This is a genomic window from Mesobacillus subterraneus (genome assembly GCF_000934845.1).
Taxonomy (GTDB): Bacteria; Bacillota; Bacilli; order Bacillales; family Cytobacillaceae; genus Mesobacillus; species Mesobacillus stamsii.
Genome location: NZ_JXIQ01000028.1, coordinates 1 through 16,324, shown reverse-complemented (window position 1 = coordinate 16,324; position 16,324 = coordinate 1). Strand labels below are relative to the sequence as shown.

At 41.1% G+C, this 16,324-nt stretch carries 18 protein-coding genes; 16 read left to right on the top strand and 2 right to left on the bottom strand.

Annotated features, from left to right (window positions below):
* Window positions 1–41: 41 nt before the first annotated feature.
* The 3 genes from UB32_RS05145 (at window position 42) to lgt (ending at window position 1,787) form a co-directional block, all read left to right on the top strand.
* Window positions 42–326, top strand: coding sequence for an SHOCT domain-containing protein (locus tag UB32_RS05145; RefSeq protein ID WP_044391792.1), 285 nt, complete (start codon window positions 42–44; stop codon window positions 324–326).
* A 14-nt stretch (window positions 327–340) separates the two neighbouring features.
* The gene (locus tag UB32_RS05140) at window positions 341–574 is read left to right on the top strand and encodes a hypothetical protein (RefSeq protein ID WP_044391791.1); all 234 of its coding nucleotides are present in this window, start codon (window positions 341–343) and stop codon (window positions 572–574) included.
* Between the two features lie 391 nt (window positions 575–965).
* Window positions 966–1,787: a prolipoprotein diacylglyceryl transferase gene (gene lgt, locus UB32_RS05135; protein WP_044391790.1), complete on the top strand. Its 822-nt coding sequence runs from the start codon at window positions 966–968 to the stop codon at window positions 1,785–1,787.
* A 280-nt stretch (window positions 1,788–2,067) separates the two neighbouring features.
* Here lgt and UB32_RS05130 read toward each other — a convergent pair whose 3' ends face one another.
* Window positions 2,068–3,531, bottom strand: coding sequence for a multicopper oxidase family protein (locus UB32_RS05130; protein WP_044391788.1), 1,464 nt, complete (start codon window positions 3,529–3,531; stop codon window positions 2,068–2,070).
* 248 nt (window positions 3,532–3,779) lie between these two features.
* On the opposite strand from UB32_RS05130, the gene UB32_RS05125 reads away from it, so the two are divergent.
* The 6 genes from UB32_RS05125 to UB32_RS05100 all read left to right on the top strand — a co-directional run bounded on the left by UB32_RS05125 (window position 3,780) and on the right by UB32_RS05100 (window position 7,703).
* Window positions 3,780–4,010: a hypothetical protein gene (locus UB32_RS05125; protein ID WP_044391786.1), complete on the top strand. Its 231-nt coding sequence runs from the start codon at window positions 3,780–3,782 to the stop codon at window positions 4,008–4,010.
* Complete coding sequence (locus UB32_RS05120; protein WP_044391784.1) at window positions 4,000–4,260, top strand: metal-sensing transcriptional repressor; 261 nt, start codon at window positions 4,000–4,002, stop codon at window positions 4,258–4,260. The genes UB32_RS05125 and UB32_RS05120 overlap by 11 nt, the downstream gene beginning before the upstream one ends.
* 648 nt (window positions 4,261–4,908) lie before the next feature.
* Window positions 4,909–5,133, top strand: a complete 225-nt coding sequence (locus UB32_RS05115) for a hypothetical protein (RefSeq protein WP_052806959.1) — start codon at window positions 4,909–4,911, stop codon at window positions 5,131–5,133.
* Window positions 5,134–5,167: 34 nt separating this feature from the next.
* Entirely contained in the window at window positions 5,168–5,896 is a 729-nt protein-coding gene (locus UB32_RS05110) for a hypothetical protein (RefSeq protein WP_241768425.1), read from the top strand.
* 82 nt (window positions 5,897–5,978) lie between these two features.
* Complete coding sequence (locus UB32_RS05105) at window positions 5,979–7,403, top strand: MATE family efflux transporter (RefSeq protein ID WP_044391794.1); 1,425 nt, start codon at window positions 5,979–5,981, stop codon at window positions 7,401–7,403.
* An 81-nt stretch (window positions 7,404–7,484) separates the two neighbouring features.
* Window positions 7,485–7,703, top strand: coding sequence for a hypothetical protein (locus tag UB32_RS05100; protein ID WP_052806958.1), 219 nt, complete (start codon window positions 7,485–7,487; stop codon window positions 7,701–7,703).
* Window positions 7,704–7,990: 287 nt separating this feature from the next.
* Here the strand turns inward: UB32_RS05100 and UB32_RS05095 are convergent, their stop codons facing one another.
* Window positions 7,991–8,659 carry a B3/B4 domain-containing protein gene (locus tag UB32_RS05095; protein WP_044391780.1) on the bottom strand — a complete coding sequence of 223 codons (669 nt, stop codon included), beginning with the start codon at window positions 8,657–8,659 and terminating at the stop codon, window positions 7,991–7,993.
* 108 nt (window positions 8,660–8,767) lie between these two features.
* On the opposite strand from UB32_RS05095, the gene queG reads away from it, so the two are divergent.
* From queG to yhbH, 7 genes are all read left to right on the top strand, one after another.
* Entirely contained in the window at window positions 8,768–9,913 is a 1,146-nt protein-coding gene (gene queG, locus UB32_RS05090; protein ID WP_044391778.1) for a tRNA epoxyqueuosine(34) reductase QueG, read from the top strand.
* Window positions 9,914–9,961: 48 nt separating this feature from the next.
* The gene (locus UB32_RS05085; protein WP_044391776.1) at window positions 9,962–10,717 is read left to right on the top strand and encodes an NRDE family protein; all 756 of its coding nucleotides are present in this window, start codon (window positions 9,962–9,964) and stop codon (window positions 10,715–10,717) included.
* Window positions 10,718–10,789: 72 nt separating this feature from the next.
* Window positions 10,790–11,674 carry an amidase domain-containing protein gene (locus UB32_RS05080; protein WP_044391774.1) on the top strand — a complete coding sequence of 295 codons (885 nt, stop codon included), beginning with the start codon at window positions 10,790–10,792 and terminating at the stop codon, window positions 11,672–11,674.
* A gap of 85 nt (window positions 11,675–11,759) precedes the next feature.
* Window positions 11,760–12,236, top strand: a complete 477-nt coding sequence (trmL, locus tag UB32_RS05075) for a tRNA (uridine(34)/cytosine(34)/5-carboxymethylaminomethyluridine(34)-2'-O)-methyltransferase TrmL (RefSeq protein WP_044391772.1) — start codon at window positions 11,760–11,762, stop codon at window positions 12,234–12,236.
* A 338-nt stretch (window positions 12,237–12,574) separates the two neighbouring features.
* Window positions 12,575–14,470 carry a PrkA family serine protein kinase gene (locus UB32_RS05070; protein WP_044391770.1) on the top strand — a complete coding sequence of 632 codons (1,896 nt, stop codon included), beginning with the start codon at window positions 12,575–12,577 and terminating at the stop codon, window positions 14,468–14,470.
* Window positions 14,471–14,562: 92 nt separating this feature from the next.
* On the top strand, window positions 14,563–14,760 hold the full coding sequence (locus UB32_RS05065; protein WP_241768424.1) for a hypothetical protein: 198 nt from the start codon (window positions 14,563–14,565) through the stop codon (window positions 14,758–14,760).
* 255 nt (window positions 14,761–15,015) lie between these two features.
* Window positions 15,016–16,185, top strand: a complete 1,170-nt coding sequence (gene yhbH, locus UB32_RS05060; RefSeq protein ID WP_044391766.1) for a sporulation protein YhbH — start codon at window positions 15,016–15,018, stop codon at window positions 16,183–16,185.
* The last annotated feature ends 139 nt before the right edge of the window (window positions 16,186–16,324 follow it).

The window sequence follows — 16,324 nt, the reverse complement described above, 5'->3', positions numbered from 1 at the left end:
GAAACTGAGAAATCTCATTTAATATAAAGGAGTAATGACAAATGATGAACGGTCACATGGGTTCTTTTATAAACGGAAATGGTTATGGAGCTCCATCCGGTTTCAGCCAGTTTGGAATGATGCCATACTTTAACTCGTCTACTTTCATTTTCCTTGTTCTAATTGCAATCGGAGTATATTTTCTGATGAAAAACAAGTTTTTACCCAAGGCGAATTCACGGAAAATCCAAACAATAGAAGCCGAAGAAATAGCAAAGTTAAGATACGCAAGAGGAGAGATTACCTTAGAAGAATTCCAGCGAATTTTAAAAACAATTAAATCGTAATCGAGGTGAATGCAGTGATTAATCTTATATTAGCAGCCATAGTCTTCTATTATTTGTTAAGGACTGGAGATCTGTTCAGACTGTTCAAGATGACAAGGAAGCTGATTGTTGATCTTATGTACTCTTTCAAAAAACAAAAACAAGAATCACTACAAAAGGATGCTCCTTCTGAAGCTTTGAAACTGCGCTACGTCAAAGGTGAGATTTCCCAGAGTGAATATGAAATGATTTCTAAAAACCTACTCTAAAGAAAGCTGCCAAATGGCAGTTTTCTTTTCACCGAAATCTTTTATTTTTTCATGCCCATTTTTAGAAAAGTGAAGCAAATACCCATCCAGCTGTAGCAAACAGAGTGATGATTTCTAGTGTTTGGTCAATTAGTTGTCGGTTTCTCTTTTTCTGTTGATTTAAATATTCTTATATCGATCTCCCCGCGAGCAAACTTGAGTCCGATTTATCTGGCTCAATTCGGTACAGGGTACCACCCTTACCAATCACTCTGTGGTTCTCAGCTAGTCACTATTCTATCTTTCCAGCTAATACCGATTAAGGGAAAATCAATCTTCTTTGTTCCCCTCCATATAAAATCCATAAATACTAGGTATGATGACAGAGAATGACATAGAAGAGGTGAAATAGATGGGAAACTTTGAACCAATTAATAGAATAGCATTAGAATTAGGCCCTATCACTATTTATTGGTACGGCATAATTATCGGCTTTGGGATTTTCTTAGGATGGTTACTCGCTACAAAAGAAGCAAAAAGAAGAGGGTTGGACCAGGATGTCTTTTCGGATTTGCTTCTTTGGGCGATTCCAATTTCTCTCCTTAGTGCTCGGTTATATTACGTATTATTCAATCTAGATTACTATTTAGATAATCCAGGACAGATTCTAGCAATCTGGGAAGGCGGCATCGCCATCCATGGAGGATTGATCGGTGCGGTAGCAACCTCGATAGTGTACGCACGAAAAAAAGAAATTTCTTTCTGGCAGCTCGCTGACATAGCTGCTCCTAGCATTATTCTCGGGCAGGCCATTGGTCGATGGGGAAACTTCATGAACCAGGAAGCGCATGGAACAGAGGTGACAAGAACCTTTCTTGAAGATTTAATGCTTCCAGACTGGATTATTAACCAGATGTATATAGATGGAGCGTATTACCACCCAACCTTTTTGTATGAATCATTATGGAATCTTTCAGTTTTTTTTGTCCTCCTTGCCATCAGAAAGTTCGGAGTCAAGCGGGGAGAAGTTTTCCTTTCTTATCTCATTTGGTATTCAGTAGGTAGGTTTTTTGTGGAGGGATTGAGGACAGACAGTCTAATGGTAACTGATGAACTAAGAATTGCACAGGTCATTTCCCTGGCTTTAGTTGGTCTTTCTTTGTTCCTCATCTGGTATCGAAGGCAAAAGCAATCGACAAACCGGTTTTACAAAGAAGGTATAAATGACAAATAACTTTCCTATTTAACCTCGGACCTTCTAAGAAGATCCGAGGTTTTGTATATTGTTATTTATTCTTTTTATACTTTCCGCCTATTAAAAGGTAATTTACATAGGGAATGTAGACTTCCGTACGAAATCATTTGATTTTAGCTGTATTCAATTCACTAACATTCCTTTATTTGCTTTGATAACTCGATATCCTAGCTGTTCCGCGAACTTACGCTAATAACGCTTTCAGCATACAGACTTTTCTAAGACTGTATGCTTGAAAGCGTTATTTGGATACCAAATTTTATTCCACTTTAAATTGCCCCATCATACCTGCATCTTCATGCTCAAGGATATGACAGTGGTACATGAAGATACCAGGATACTTGAAAGTAGCAATCGCCCTGACATTCTCCCCTGGATACACTAGGATAGTGTCCTTCCAGCCGGATTCATTTGCTGGAGGCTGTTTACCGTCACGGTCAAGAATTTGGAATTGAATTCCATGAGCATGGAATGGATGGGCCATTCCCCCCATCATCCCAGTACTTTCATTGGAGATTTCCCAGATTTCTGTAGTATTTAAGGTCAAATATTCATCCATCCGGTCCATATCCATTTGTTGGCCATTTATATTGACATTGCTTCCCATTCCTTGGAAAATAAATTTTCTGGTTTTTACTGCCTTTGATGAATCTATTCTTTCAATTTTTGTAAGTTGGTTTGGTATATTAAAGTCTTGCTGTTTATTGCCAGTTACCATAAATTTCATGAATTCAGTACCTTGATTTGTTAGTTCGACCGTATCGCCATCTTTAAACATAGAAAAATCCACTATGATTTCAGCTCTTTCCCCTGGACCGAGCACTAGTTTTGTCATCTCGACAGGCTGTTCAAGTAATCCCCCATCGCTAGCTACTTGATAGAAGTTTTGGTTATTGCTAAAAAGCAATTCATAAATCCTGGCATTTGATCCGTTCAGCAAACGAAAGCGCATTTTGCCTCTTGGTACCTCAAGATAAGGGTTTACAGCTCCGTTAACAAGAATGGTTCCTCCCTGAAGGCCCATCATGACGTCATGCATGCCCAGTCTATATTCAAACCTTCCATTCGCGTCCAGCTTTTTATCCTGTATCACAAGCGGAATGTCATTGACACCATACTCATTTGGGAGTTTCAGATTATCTGAAACATCATCATCTACATAAAACAAACCAGCGAGCCCTTTATAAACTTGCTCTCCAGTTTTATGGAGCAAGTGCGGATGAAACCATAATGTTGAAGCAGGCTGTGTGACCGTAAACTTTGGATTCCAGGTTTCCCCGGGCCGAATCCGGGAGTGAGGACCACCATCGTTTTCCCCGTCTACTTCAAGCCCGTGCCAGTGGACTGTTGTCTCTTCATTCAGGTTGTTTTTGACTTTTATCGAAACCTCATCACCCTTTCTGACTCTAATGACAGGGCCTAGATAATTTCCATTGTAACCATAAGTGTCTGTCTCTTTCCCCTCGATAAATTCTGTCTTAGCTATTTGAGCTGAAAGCTGAAATTTGGCTTTACTTGGGATCGAACTCATATTTTTAAGGAGCGGTGGAACAGGTAAAGGAGTGCCGCCGCTGAATGGAAGTCCACTACTATCATTTCCATACATCATTCCATTGTTATTAAAAATCTTATTTACTCCAAAAGGAACAAGAGAAATAGCTGCTAATCCTGCGGCTCCCTTTAAGGAATAAGAGAGAAATTTTCTTCTATTGTATTTATCCATTAAAGCTGTACCTCCTTATCAAATTCCACTGAACTTTAAATCGGTGGGGGGTATTTTTGTATTTTAATATGAATATATGCAAAAAGTATGTAGGGTTAATTACTATGTATTCTGATAATTGATCACTCCGGTTTTTCGCAGAGTTACTGGGGTGAACTGTTTTTTTGTCTTGCACATATTTTCTCCATGATTTGCTTTTATATTTAAGTCATAGAAACAAACAACTCATCATGAAAGGAGGGATTCTGATGTGGGGACCGGGTTTTGCATCTGCTGGCTTGCGGACCGATTGGCTGGTTTATCGGTTTTCTGCTGGCCGGTTTCCTGAGCTACTTGCTGTTGAAAAACAAGAAGGGACCTGTCAGCCAATTCGTTCTGATTCCAGTGAAGCGATGGAACAATTGAAAATGAGGCTTGCACAAGGGGAAATCACCTTGGAATATTTAATTTACAGTAGGAGGGGACGGCATGTTGTATAACAAAGAAATAGTAAATCGACTTAAGAAAATGGAGGGCCAAATCAGGGGGATTAGTAAAATGATGGAAGCAGAAAAACCATGTGCTGATGTTGTGAACCAATTGTCCTCTATTCGAAGTTCCACAGGTAGAGCAATAGCCTATATTGTCGCAAACGATCTCCAAAATTCTCTCACAAATGACAAAAACTCCATAAAAGAAGACTATAGTGCAGTAGATGAGGCTGTATATATGTTAGTGAAAAGTTCATAGATTTCTGCACAATTGGAAATAAATCAGTGAAATGATGGACTACACTCCTTTTCTCAGGGTGCATTCTGCTTAGATAAAGACTACATTAGTACAAATTTCTCATTCATTATTTTTGCGAAATTATTTGGTATTGTTTGATCAAAAGAGCTACATGTTGAATCGCCGGAAGTTTTTGGGGAAGTCTCTAAAAGAGACAGAGGGATTTTGGCACTATCCTTCCAGCAGGTTTAAGTGCTTGCAGTAAAGAGGAAAGCAATATTGACACCAGTTCTATGGCAAGTATTGGTCCTTTTAACGAATTGGAGAAAGGACCCTTTCCAAAGATTACCCATCATACCACCGCCTTGTCATGGCATATTACCCTTCATCCCCCCAGTGCCCCTCATAAAAAACCAGCCGCCCGCAATGACCAGAATCAATATGATTAGTGCGGTCAAAACAAAGTTTTTCACCTAGCTTTTACCTCCTTTTTCGTCACATGATTGCATTATTACATTCTCATATACCTCCGTGCATATTTTATAAGCGCCAGTTTTTAATTTCAATTATTAGGTTTACTGTAGTTAAATGTGCATTTTCTATGGAGTTTAGTTCTAATAACCTGTGGTAAAAATAGTAAAGAACCGAAAAAATTAAGGAGGAATCAACATGTTTTTACCTGCATCGGACCTGGGGTTGATTGCAAGTCACCTATCTGCCCATGACGGAATGATAATGAAAGTGAAGCTTATGGCAAGAGAGGCAAAAAATGAAAAATTAATTAAATTACTAAATACCAAAGTAGGAATTTTAAGAAGCCATATGCGTATCATGATGGATATGCTCGATCCTCAAAAAAGCGATTTTGAGAAACTTTCGGATTTCAATGAATGAACATAGTACTGTAAGCAACCTTCAAGGACATAGCATGATGGACTCCCATCAGGGACACACCGACCATAAGGAGAACATACCAAAATTACAGGTGGATTGGACCGCAAACCCTCATACGGTCAAAGTTGATCAAGAAACAGAAATTTTTATTGACATAAAAGATTTCTCCGGGAAGGTTATCGAGACTTTTTTAGCTGTGCATGAAAAAGAAATGCACCTACTGGCAATTAAAAAGGATTTATCAGTCTTCCAACATCTCCACCCGCAATATATTGAAAAAGGTAGATTTCACGTGAAGACAACCTTCCCAAAGGCAGGGGAATATAAATTTTATGCAGATTTCCTGCCGGAGGGGGCAAATCAGCAGCTAGCGTCTCATGAGCTGGTCGTAAAAGGTTTGGAAACCAAGGAAGAGGTTGTTCCCGACAAGCTTTTGAAAAAGGAGATAGATGACCTGACAATCGAGCTTATTCTCCCAAAAGCGAAAGTAGATGAGCATATAAGTTTGATTTTCACCCTATATGATAAGAATGGAAACCCAATTACTGAACTTGAACCCTATCTTGGTTCTGCAGGACATGTCGTGATTGTCAGTGAGGATATGAATGAATTTCTCCATGTCCATCCAGTAGATGAAAACACAAAAGGACCAGATGTTGAGTATATGACGAGCTTTCCTCGTAGTGGATTGTATAAAATTTGGGGTCAGTTCAAGTACAAACAACAACTTTATACGGTGCCTTTTGTGATTGAAGTCAAGTAAAAGGCATCAGTAACTGCAATGGCACACATGAATGTGTGCTATTGTTCAATTTTCTAGTTAAGGAGGTGGAACTGTGAAGGATATGGAGGGGGAAATCGACATGCCGCAAACGAACAAAGGACGATTGAAAATTATCACGGTGCTTGCTATTCCCGCAGTCATCGAAAATTTTTTCCAGACCATCCTCGGCTTTGTCGATACATACTTTGTATCAAAAATCGGTCTGGCAGAAGTTTCGGCGGTTGGGGTCACCAATGCAGTCCTTGCGATATATTTTGCATTATTTATGGCAATTGGGGTAGCAGCCAATGTAAGGATTGCAAACTTTCTTGGTGCTAACCTTCCGGAAAAAGCAAGGCATATATCACAGCAATCAATCGTTCTGGCTACCATATTGGGTATCTTAACAGGAATTATTACTTGGATTTTTGCTGAACCGCTGCTGAAACTAATGGGAATAGAGGCAGAGGTACTCGAGGCCGGTGCTCTGTATTTCCGGATTGTTGGAATCCCTTCGATTGTGATGAGCTTCATGTTTGTGTTAAGCGCTATCCTGCGGGGAGCAGGCGATACAAAATCGCCGATGAAAGTGAGTATTGTCATCAATATTGTCAATGCAATTTTGGATTATGTCCTTATCTTCGGTTTTTTGTTCATACCTGAAATGGGCATCGTAGGAGCAGGGATTGCGACGGTAATTTCACGATTGATTGGAAGCATTGCGCTGTTTTATTATGTCAATAAAACAGAAACTCTTACCTTCAGAAGAGATTACTGGAGTATTGACAAGACACATCTAATGGAACTGACTACTCTTGGAGCCCCAGCTGCAGGCGAGAGACTAGTCATGCGTGCCGGCCAAATCGTCTATTTTGGTTTCGTCGTTGCCCTTGGTACCAATGCATTTGCCGCTCATCAGATTGCCGGCAATGTCGAAGTATTTTCCTATATGATTGGATATGGATTTGCTACAGCCGCCACAATTTTGGTTGGCCAGCAAATCGGTGCGGGAAATCTTAAAGAAGCCAAGCATTATGCCAGACTATCCACGTATCTCACAGTAGGAGCGATGACCTTGCTCGGTGCCCTGCTCTTCTTCCTTGGTGATTGGGCTGGCAGCTTATTTACCGAAGAACAGCAAGTTATCGATGATATAGGTACCGCACTAAAGATTTCGGGTATTTTCCAACCGTTCCTCGCTGTATTAATGGTGCTGACAGGAGCATTCCAGGGGGCAAATAACACGAAATTCCCGATGTACCTAACTGGATTCGGGATGTGGGCAGTACGAACCGTACTTGTCTATCTTCTTGGAATCAAGCTGGGCTGGGGACTCGCGGGAGTATGGATAGCAATCGGAGCCGATATCGCATTTCGTGCAATTGTCCTGGTAATCCAATTCAAACGTGGAAAATGGATGGCACTTGAAAAAGCACCAGATCCAGAATCTCACTGCCACCCGCAAACAACCAAGGAAAACATGTCTGCCTGCGCGAATAATTATTAATAAGGAGCATACAGTAGTCAATCTGTATGCTCTTTTTTTAAGGAATAAAGCTAAGCAAACTACAAAAAGAATGCAAAAATCATGACCTATGAACTTGTGCAGATTGAAAACAGGGTAGGTACTTTATTGTATGATTATGAACATTATGTAGATGAAAACAATAACGTGAAAAAATGCAAATCCTTTGTCTGGCGTTTCGTAGGATTTGGCAGAAGCTGCTTTGCACTAACGAAAGAAGAATTGATTGAACTGGTAAGAAAACAAATCCATGAATACCAAAACGATATTATATTGTACTAGGCGATTTTGAGGATGTTATGATCAAAGGAAATAAATCTTCAAAGTTAATAAAAGCTGAAAAAATGATATATGAAGGAATAAATATCGAGATTGTGAGTGAACAAGATTTCTTGAAAATGCTGTAAAGTAAATAAAAGAGTTTGAAAAGACAAGCTGGTCAATTTCTTGTCTTTTTATTATTTGAGAAGAAGTATTTCTAAGTCAATCTACTGTAAGTGCATGCATTCAATCGTTAAAAAGCAAACTGAATGTTTGATCGAATACGGTTCCAGTAAAAAGGGGATGCGTCAGCACCCCGTTAGTCTGTATGTTCCGGTTCCTCCATGGATCTGCGTAAACATATTCATAAGGGATGCCGTCATTTTCTCCTTGTCTAACAGAGGGGAAGAAGGTCTTAAATAGACAATTTGCAATGCGTTTCTTGTTTCTTCTGTTACGGCAGTTCTTTCAGAATCGACAAAAGGGCTTCCGAACGGCCCGCTTGCGTCTGCAGTTACGATTAAGTTTGCGAGATTATTCGCTCTCCCGTTCAATCCTGCATACTCTTCGTTTTCTTCGCCGATTTTTATCGTAATAGGCCCTTGCAATTTGTCACTGTCATAAATTCCTATTGGGACTTGATATTCAAGCGAAAAGAAATTATTCAAATCGATTGCGCTATGAATGGACTGAAGATAATTCTGCTTAGCGATTCGTCGGTAGAGGGCTTCAGCCGAATGTCTGTATCGGTTTGGATCCTTTCCCGTAGTTTTGAAAATTCCGCGCCACTCTTTGATTCCTTCCAGTTCGGTTACGTTTTTGTCCAATAGATCAAAATATATTGATTCCTGGAAGAGCTGCAACCTGCCTTTCAACATTTGCGGAGATTCTCCTATTTGTACGTCTTGATACTCCATTATTCCGAGTGTGAACCCGGGAATGAGACCGCATATCGCATCGGAAACGTGAACTTCCATTGATTCCACCTCCAAATCTGCTTTAAAATAGTTTATCATAAAAGAGATTTGCTTTTACAATTATCGGATTTTATATAGACATCAAAATGGAAAGGAGGGATACACGTAATGGATACGGCGAGTTTGAAGAAGGAGATTATAGCTTACAGCAAAACGATCGGCATCGATAAAATTGGATTTGCATCCCCTTCGACATTTGAAGAGATGAAGGTTCGATTATACAGGCAACAGGAGCTTCGCTATCAATCAGGGTTTGAAGAAAAGGATATTGAAAAGAGAACCGAGCCTTCGCTAATTTTTGACAAACCTAAGTCGATTATTTCAATTGCACTCGCTTATCCTTCAAAAATGGGGCCAAAAGTGATTAGCAAGAAGGGGGAAAGGCGAGGAATCTTCAGTCGTGCTTCATGGGGAACAGATTACCACACTGTTCTGAGGGACAGGTTAAAAAAGTTGGAAGAATATATTGCTTTGAAAATGCCCGAAGCGCGCTTCAAATCAATGGTTGATACGGGCGAACTGGTAGATAGGGCCGTTGCGGAACGTGCGGGAATTGGCTGGAGCGGGAAAAACTGCTCGATCATTACACCGGAATTTGGATCTTACGTCTATCTAGGCGAAATGATCACGAATATTCCCTTTGAGCCGGATCATCCCATGGAGGACCGCTGTGGCAGCTGTAACAAGTGTGTGGATGTCTGTCCTACCGGGGCACTCGTACAGGGCGGCCAGCTGAATGCGCAAAAATGTATTGCTTTCGTGACACAAACGAAGGGATTTTTAGCGGAAGAATTCAGGGAGAAGCTTGGAAACCGTTTATATGGCTGTGATACTTGTCAGACGGTCTGTCCTGAAAATAAAGGCAAGGATTTTCATTTCCATACTGAAATGGAACCAAATCCCGAAATTGCGAAACCACTCCTTAAGCCGCTGTTGAGCATTAGCAATCGGGAGTTTAAAGAAAAGTTCGGACATGTATCAGGGTCGTGGCGCGGAAAGAAGCCTATCCAGCGCAATGCGATTATTGCACTTGCTCATTATAGGGATGAAACAGCAATCCCGGAGTTGATAACGGTCATGAAGGACGATCCAAGACCTGTTCTCAGAGGAACGGCGGCATGGGCACTTGGCAAAATCGGCGGCCAAGACGCGTTGGAGGCATTGCAGCATGCTTTTTCTGTAGAGAAGGATGAAGAGGTGTTGCAGGAAATAAGGAAAGGATTGTATTTTTTCGCTGAAAAAAAACAAGGATAATTTTCCATTCGCTATAAAAATTCTCTATAACGGAAAGACGTGATCATAATGTGTTTGATTTTATTTGCTTATAAATCGCACCCAAAGTATAAGCTGGTTATTGCTGCAAACAGGGATGAAGCGTATGATCGCGACACTGCGCCAGCTCATTTTTGGGAAGATGCACCGGAGCTGCTTGCCGGGCGCGATCTTGAAAAGATGGGGACATGGATGGGTGTGACTACCTCTGGCAGGTTTGCTGCCCTGACAAACTACCGTGACCCAGGTGAATATACGGCTGGAAAAAGAACACGTGGGGAGCTTGTGGTGGATTTTCTTAAGGGAACTGAGGAGCCGAAAACCTATCTTCAAAAAATAGCGCAACAGCGGCATGCTTATCCTGGATATAATCTTTTAAGCGGGGACGTTGAAGAACTTTATTATTATTCAAACACTGCAGATAAATTGTTAAAAGTGGAACCAGGCATCCACGGAGTCAGCAACCATTTGCTCGATACTGCTTGGCCCAAAGTAGAAAAAGGCAAAGCAGGGTTGAAAAAAATCCTCGCTGAAGATTCTCTTGACATGGCAGACAGCTTATTTAGCCTTTTAGAAAATGCCGATCCTGCTCCTGACCAGTTACTACCTTCTACGGGAGTTACACTTGAATGGGAACGTCTACTATCACCTATTTTCATTAAAAGTGAAAAATACGGAACGAGAAGTTCAACAGTCATTTTAATGAACGACATAGAAATCTATTTTACGGAACGAGTTTTTAAAGAAGGACAACAGACAAAGCAGGAATTTTTTATTACGATCTAAGCTAAAATAGATTTTCTATACCTCAAATTCCCTGTTGCTTCATAAACATGAAAGGGGAAGGGGGAGATGAGGATGCGAGATCAACTGCAGGAATTGCTGGAACAGCGAGTTCTTCAAATTGTATCAATGCCTCGAAGTCCATTGCATGAGTGTCCTGACATTGAGTTAAAAAAACAGAGCCTTGGAAAAAGGTCGGCAGAGATTGTAAAAGCTAAGGCAGCTGGCAGAATCAAGCACAAATTAGAAGAACAGGAGAATGCAACTGTTTTATATGATGTGCATTTTCAGTATTTGATTAGGCAAAAAGGATTATTTTACATGGAGGAGGAAGTGGAAAAGAGGCGAGCGGAATTTTACAAAGGTGTCCTAATAAAGGACGAGAAGTTGAAAAAACCAGCGGAGAACTTGAAGGAAGCGTTGCCTGCCCTTTCGGATGAAACGGGCGATCAGGATCGGAAAGGCTTTGTATATGACAGGCTAAAGGCAGTCCAGTATGCTGAGCGCTGGTGGAATGACTATAATCCGGCATATAAGAAGTTCGAAGTGGATTGTACCAATTATATATCGCAATGTCTCCATTTCGGCGGGGCACCAATGCGTGGCTACCCGAACAGAAGCAATGGCTGGTGGATGCAGAATAATAATTGGAGCTACAGCTGGTCGGTTGCCAATGCGTTACGCTTGCATATTCCCGGTTCTAAGTATGGGCTAAGGGGAAAAGTGGTGGCTAGTGCTGATAAGCTGAAACTCGGCGATGTGGTTTGTTATGATTTCCAGGGAGATGGACGCTTTGACCATACAACCATTGTGACCGGGCACGACGCGGACGGAATGCCGCTTGTTAACGCTCATACGTATAATAGCCGGATGAGGTACTGGGCTTATGAGGATTCGACAGCCTATACTCCGAATATAAAGTATAAATTCCTGACGATTACCGATGACCAAAATGACTGAATGAAGACTGGTACGGAGCCACCCGCTTTTGCGCCGAGAAGAGGAATGGTATAATTAGCTGTAGTTTTTATGAGAGGTGATATTCATGGCATTGCATGTTGTATTATACCAGCCGCTCATTCCAGCAAATACTGGCAATATTGCGCGCACATGTGCTGGTACCGATACCGAGCTTCATTTGATCCGACCGCTGGGATTTTCAACAGATGATAAGATGTTGAAGCGTGCCGGGCTGGATTATTGGGAACACGTAAAGATTCATTATTATGATTCGCTTGAGCATTTTTACGAGCAGAACGAGGGCGGAGAGTTTTATTATGTAAGCAAATTCGGCAAAAAGGGGCATTCTGCCTTTGATTATAGTGGAACCGAACAGGAGTACTTCTTTATTTTTGGCCGGGAAACAACCGGACTGCCTAAAGAAGTAATTGAAAACAATATGGACAGATGCCTCAGACTGCCTATGAATGAAAATATTCGTTCCCTAAACCTTTCCAATACTGCTGCTATCCTGATTTATGAGGCATTAAGACAGCAGGATTACCGCGATTTGCGCAAATAATAAAAGGTGATGAAAAAAGCTGCCGATTGGCAGCTTTTTTATTTTTTAGTGATCCCAGGCTTATCGTCGTAACCTGAAGTGAAGATTGCAGTCAAGAATGTAACTGTGACGCCCAAAATGAGAATTAGTTTCATGTATATAAGCCTCCCCTTGATCAATATTGTCCGTATAAAAATAATTATAGCCTATTAGCTTGGAACTGGGAAGGTGAAGCAGCTATTTTTTCGAGGAGAATAAAAAAGGACAATCAGGCAAGCTGAACGAATATGCATGTTCAAATTGTTTGGTGCATAGAATGAATTAATCGTCTCTTGATAACGCTACATGGGGAGGTCCATATGGATATTTTAAAAAAGATTGAGATGTTCCGTCAGGATGAAGAAAAGTTGAAATGGGAAGGGACGTTCAGGGAATATCTTGAAATTGTAAAGGAACAGCCATGGGTTGCTCAATCGGCACATTCGCGTGTATATAATATGATAAAAGACGCTGGAATTGAAAGCGACAAAGGCAAAAAACTATATTCCTTCTTTAGTTCTCAATTATTTGGCCTTGAGGAGGCTTTGGAAAGACTCGTCGAAGAGTATTTCCATCCAGCGGCTAAAAGGCTGGATGTCAGAAAACGAATCCTGCTGTTGATGGGACCAGTTAGCGGGGGGAAATCGACCCTTGTTACCATTTTGAAAAGAGGGTTGGAAGCTTATTCTTATACTGATAAAGGGGCGATTTACGCCATTAAGGGATGCCCGATGCATGAAGATCCGCTGCATATGATTCCGCATCATCTTCGAAAAGATTTTCAAGATGAGTATGGCATCAGAATTGAAGGCAATCTTTCGCCGCTTAATCTGATGAGAGTGGAACAGGAATATGGTGGTAGAATAGAAGATGTCCTTGTGGAAAGAATTTTTTTCTCAGAAGACAAAAGAACAGGAATTGGTACGTTCAGTCCTTCCGATCCCAAATCACAGGATATTGCTGACTTAACAGGCAGCATTGATTTCTCCACGATAGCTGAGTATGGTTCTGAATCCGATCCGCGGGCATATCGCTTTGACGGGGAACTAAATAAAGCCAACCGGGGGATGATGGAGTTTCAAGAAATGCTCAAGTGTGATGAGAAGTTTCTTTGGCATTTGCTGAGTTTGACACAGGAAGGCAATTTCAAAGCAGGGAGATTCGCATTGATTAGTGCGGATGAATTAATTGTTGCTCATACAAATGAAACGGAATACCGCTCCTTCATTTCCAATAAAAAGAATGAAGCACTGCATTCTCGGATTATCGTGATGCCGATCCCGTACAACTTAAAAGTTTCTGAAGAAGAGAAAATTTATGACAAAATGATCCGCGAGAGCGATGTGAACGATGTCCATATTGCGCCGCATACCTTAAGGGTGGCTGCTATGTTTACAATCCTTACGCGCCTAAAGGACCCGAAAAAAGGTGATATTGACCTGATCAAGAAAATGCGGCTATACGATGGCGAAAGTGTAGAGGGTTACAACCGGGCAGATGTGGAGGAATTGAAGAAAGAGCATCAGGATGAAGGAATGAGTGGAATTGACCCCCGCTACGTCATCAATCGGATTTCTTCCACCATCATCAGGAAGGAAGTCAAAACGATCAATGCACTGGATGTGTTGCGGTCATTGAAAGAAGGACTTGACCAGCACCCCTCGATTACCACAGAAACACGGGAGCGTTATTTGAACTTTATTTCACTTGCCAGGAAAGAGTATGATGATATCGCCAAGAAAGAAGTACAAAAGGCATTCGTCTACTCTTACGAAGAATCAGCTAAAACGCTGATGGATAATTATCTTGATAATGTGGAGGCCTATTGCAATAAGGCAAGGCTTCGCGATCCGCTAACTGGGGAGGAAATTAACCCGGATGAGAAGTTGATGCGTTCCATCGAGGAACAGATTGGCATTTCCGAAAATGCGAAGAAGGCATTCCGTGAAGAGATATTAATTAGAATTTCTGCTTATGCGCGAAAAGGCAAAAGGTTTGATTATAGTTCCCATGACCGCCTGCGAGAAGCAATCCAGAAAAAGCTGTTTGCTGATCTGAAGGATGTTGTAAAGATTACGACATCAACAAAAACTCCTGATGAGACGCAGTTGAAGAAAATCAATAATGTAGTTGCAAGATTAATTGATGAACATGGCTACAATTCCACTTCCGCCAATGAATTGCTTCGGTATGTTGGAAGCTTGCTAAATAGATAGTCAGCCTGGGCCTGCCGATAGCAGGTCCTCTTTTAGTTAAGGTTCAGTAGTTTATTAGTCGGCATAGAGGGAATAGTACAGCAGAGGTGATAATGATGGCAAAAGAGGATGTACAAAAAGATATACCAAAAGACTATGTTCCACAAAACAGTTCAATGGCTCGCAATGAAGAGGAGATCGAAGCTCTTGGCAAACAAATGGAGCATCGCCGCAGTGGCGAAGTTTTAAAAGAGGAATATCACAAAGTACCGGATCCAATACAATATGATCGAGCAAATGAAAAGAAATAACCTTTGCGGATGACGCAAAGGTTATTTCTTTTTAAAGCTAGTACGATCTGCATTCAAGCTCTCATTAAATTGGAAAATGGGCTTGTCCATACTAAAGAGAAAAGAGCAATTGTCAAAATTATTTGTAAATTATTCTGTCTTTTTGCATAAGATAGAGTAATTACATTTCCCTCGAGGCGAACAGCCATCGGGATATTGTATGAAACTAGGTTGTAATATGTTCCACAAAATGAAAATTTAAAGGAGGGGTTGAAAATGACCGATGAAAGCAGTCACCAGTTTGTGATTTCCCAGGAAGATTGGTCCCTCCACCGCAAAGGACATGATGACCAGCAGCGCCATCAGGAAAAGGTGCAGGAAGCAATCAAGAGCAATCTGCCTGATTTGATCACGGAAGAGAATATTATCATGTCCAACGGCAGGGATGTCGTAAAGATTCCAATAAGGTCACTGGATGAGTATAAAATCCGTTATAACTATGATAAGAACAAGCATGTAGGCCAAGGAAACGGAGATTCAAAGATCGGGGATGTTGTCGCCCAGGATGGCACCGGTCAGCAGCAGGGACCAGGCAAGGGACAGGGAGCAGGAGACCAGGCCGGGGAAGACTATTATGAAGCAGAAGTGTCGATGATGGAAATTGAAGAAGCTCTCTTCAAAGAGCTGGAGCTTCCAAATCTCAAGAAGAAGGAAGAACAGGAACATCTCGTGGAAAACATTGAATTCAATGACATCAGAAAGACAGGTTTAATGGGAAATATAGACAAAAAACGCACAATGATGTCGGCTTATAAACGAAATGCGATGACCGGAAAGCCATCCTTCCACCCTATTTATAAGGAGGACTTGAAATTCAAGACATGGAATGAGGTAATGAAGCCAGATTCTAAGGCTGTTGTGCTTGCCATGATGGATACGAGCGGTAGTATGGGGCTTTGGGAAAAATATATGGCGAGGAGCTTCTTTTTCTGGATGACCCGATTCCTACGCTCTAAATATGAAACGGTTGAAATTGAATTCATCGCCCATCATACAGAAGCAAAAGTCGTGTCTGAGGAAGACTTTTTCTCAAAAGGAGAAAGCGGCGGTACTATTTGTTCATCCGCTTATCGAAAAGCTTTAGAACTGATTGATTTGAAGTACAATCCAAGCAAGTTCAATATTTATCCATTTCATTTTTCCGATGGGGATAACCTAACCTCTGACAATGCCCGCTGTGTGACATTAGTGGAAGAGTTGATGAAGGTCTCCAATATGTTCGGTTATGGAGAAGTTAATCAATACAACCGCAATTCAACCTTAATGTCAGCGTATAAGAACATAAAAGATGAACATTTTAGATACTATATCCTCAAGCAAAAAGCCGATGTGTTCCATGCCATGAAAAGCTTTTTCCAAAAAGAAGAAAATAAAATGTACGCTTAAACAAAAATCGGCAGGATAGAATTCCTGCCGATTTTTCCTATTATTCTTTAACAGATTTCCGAAAGAAGTCTCTCATCCTCAAGGAATGGGAAGGGCTAAAGCCCATGAGTAGGTGTAAGATGAATTTCGGTTGGCTTTA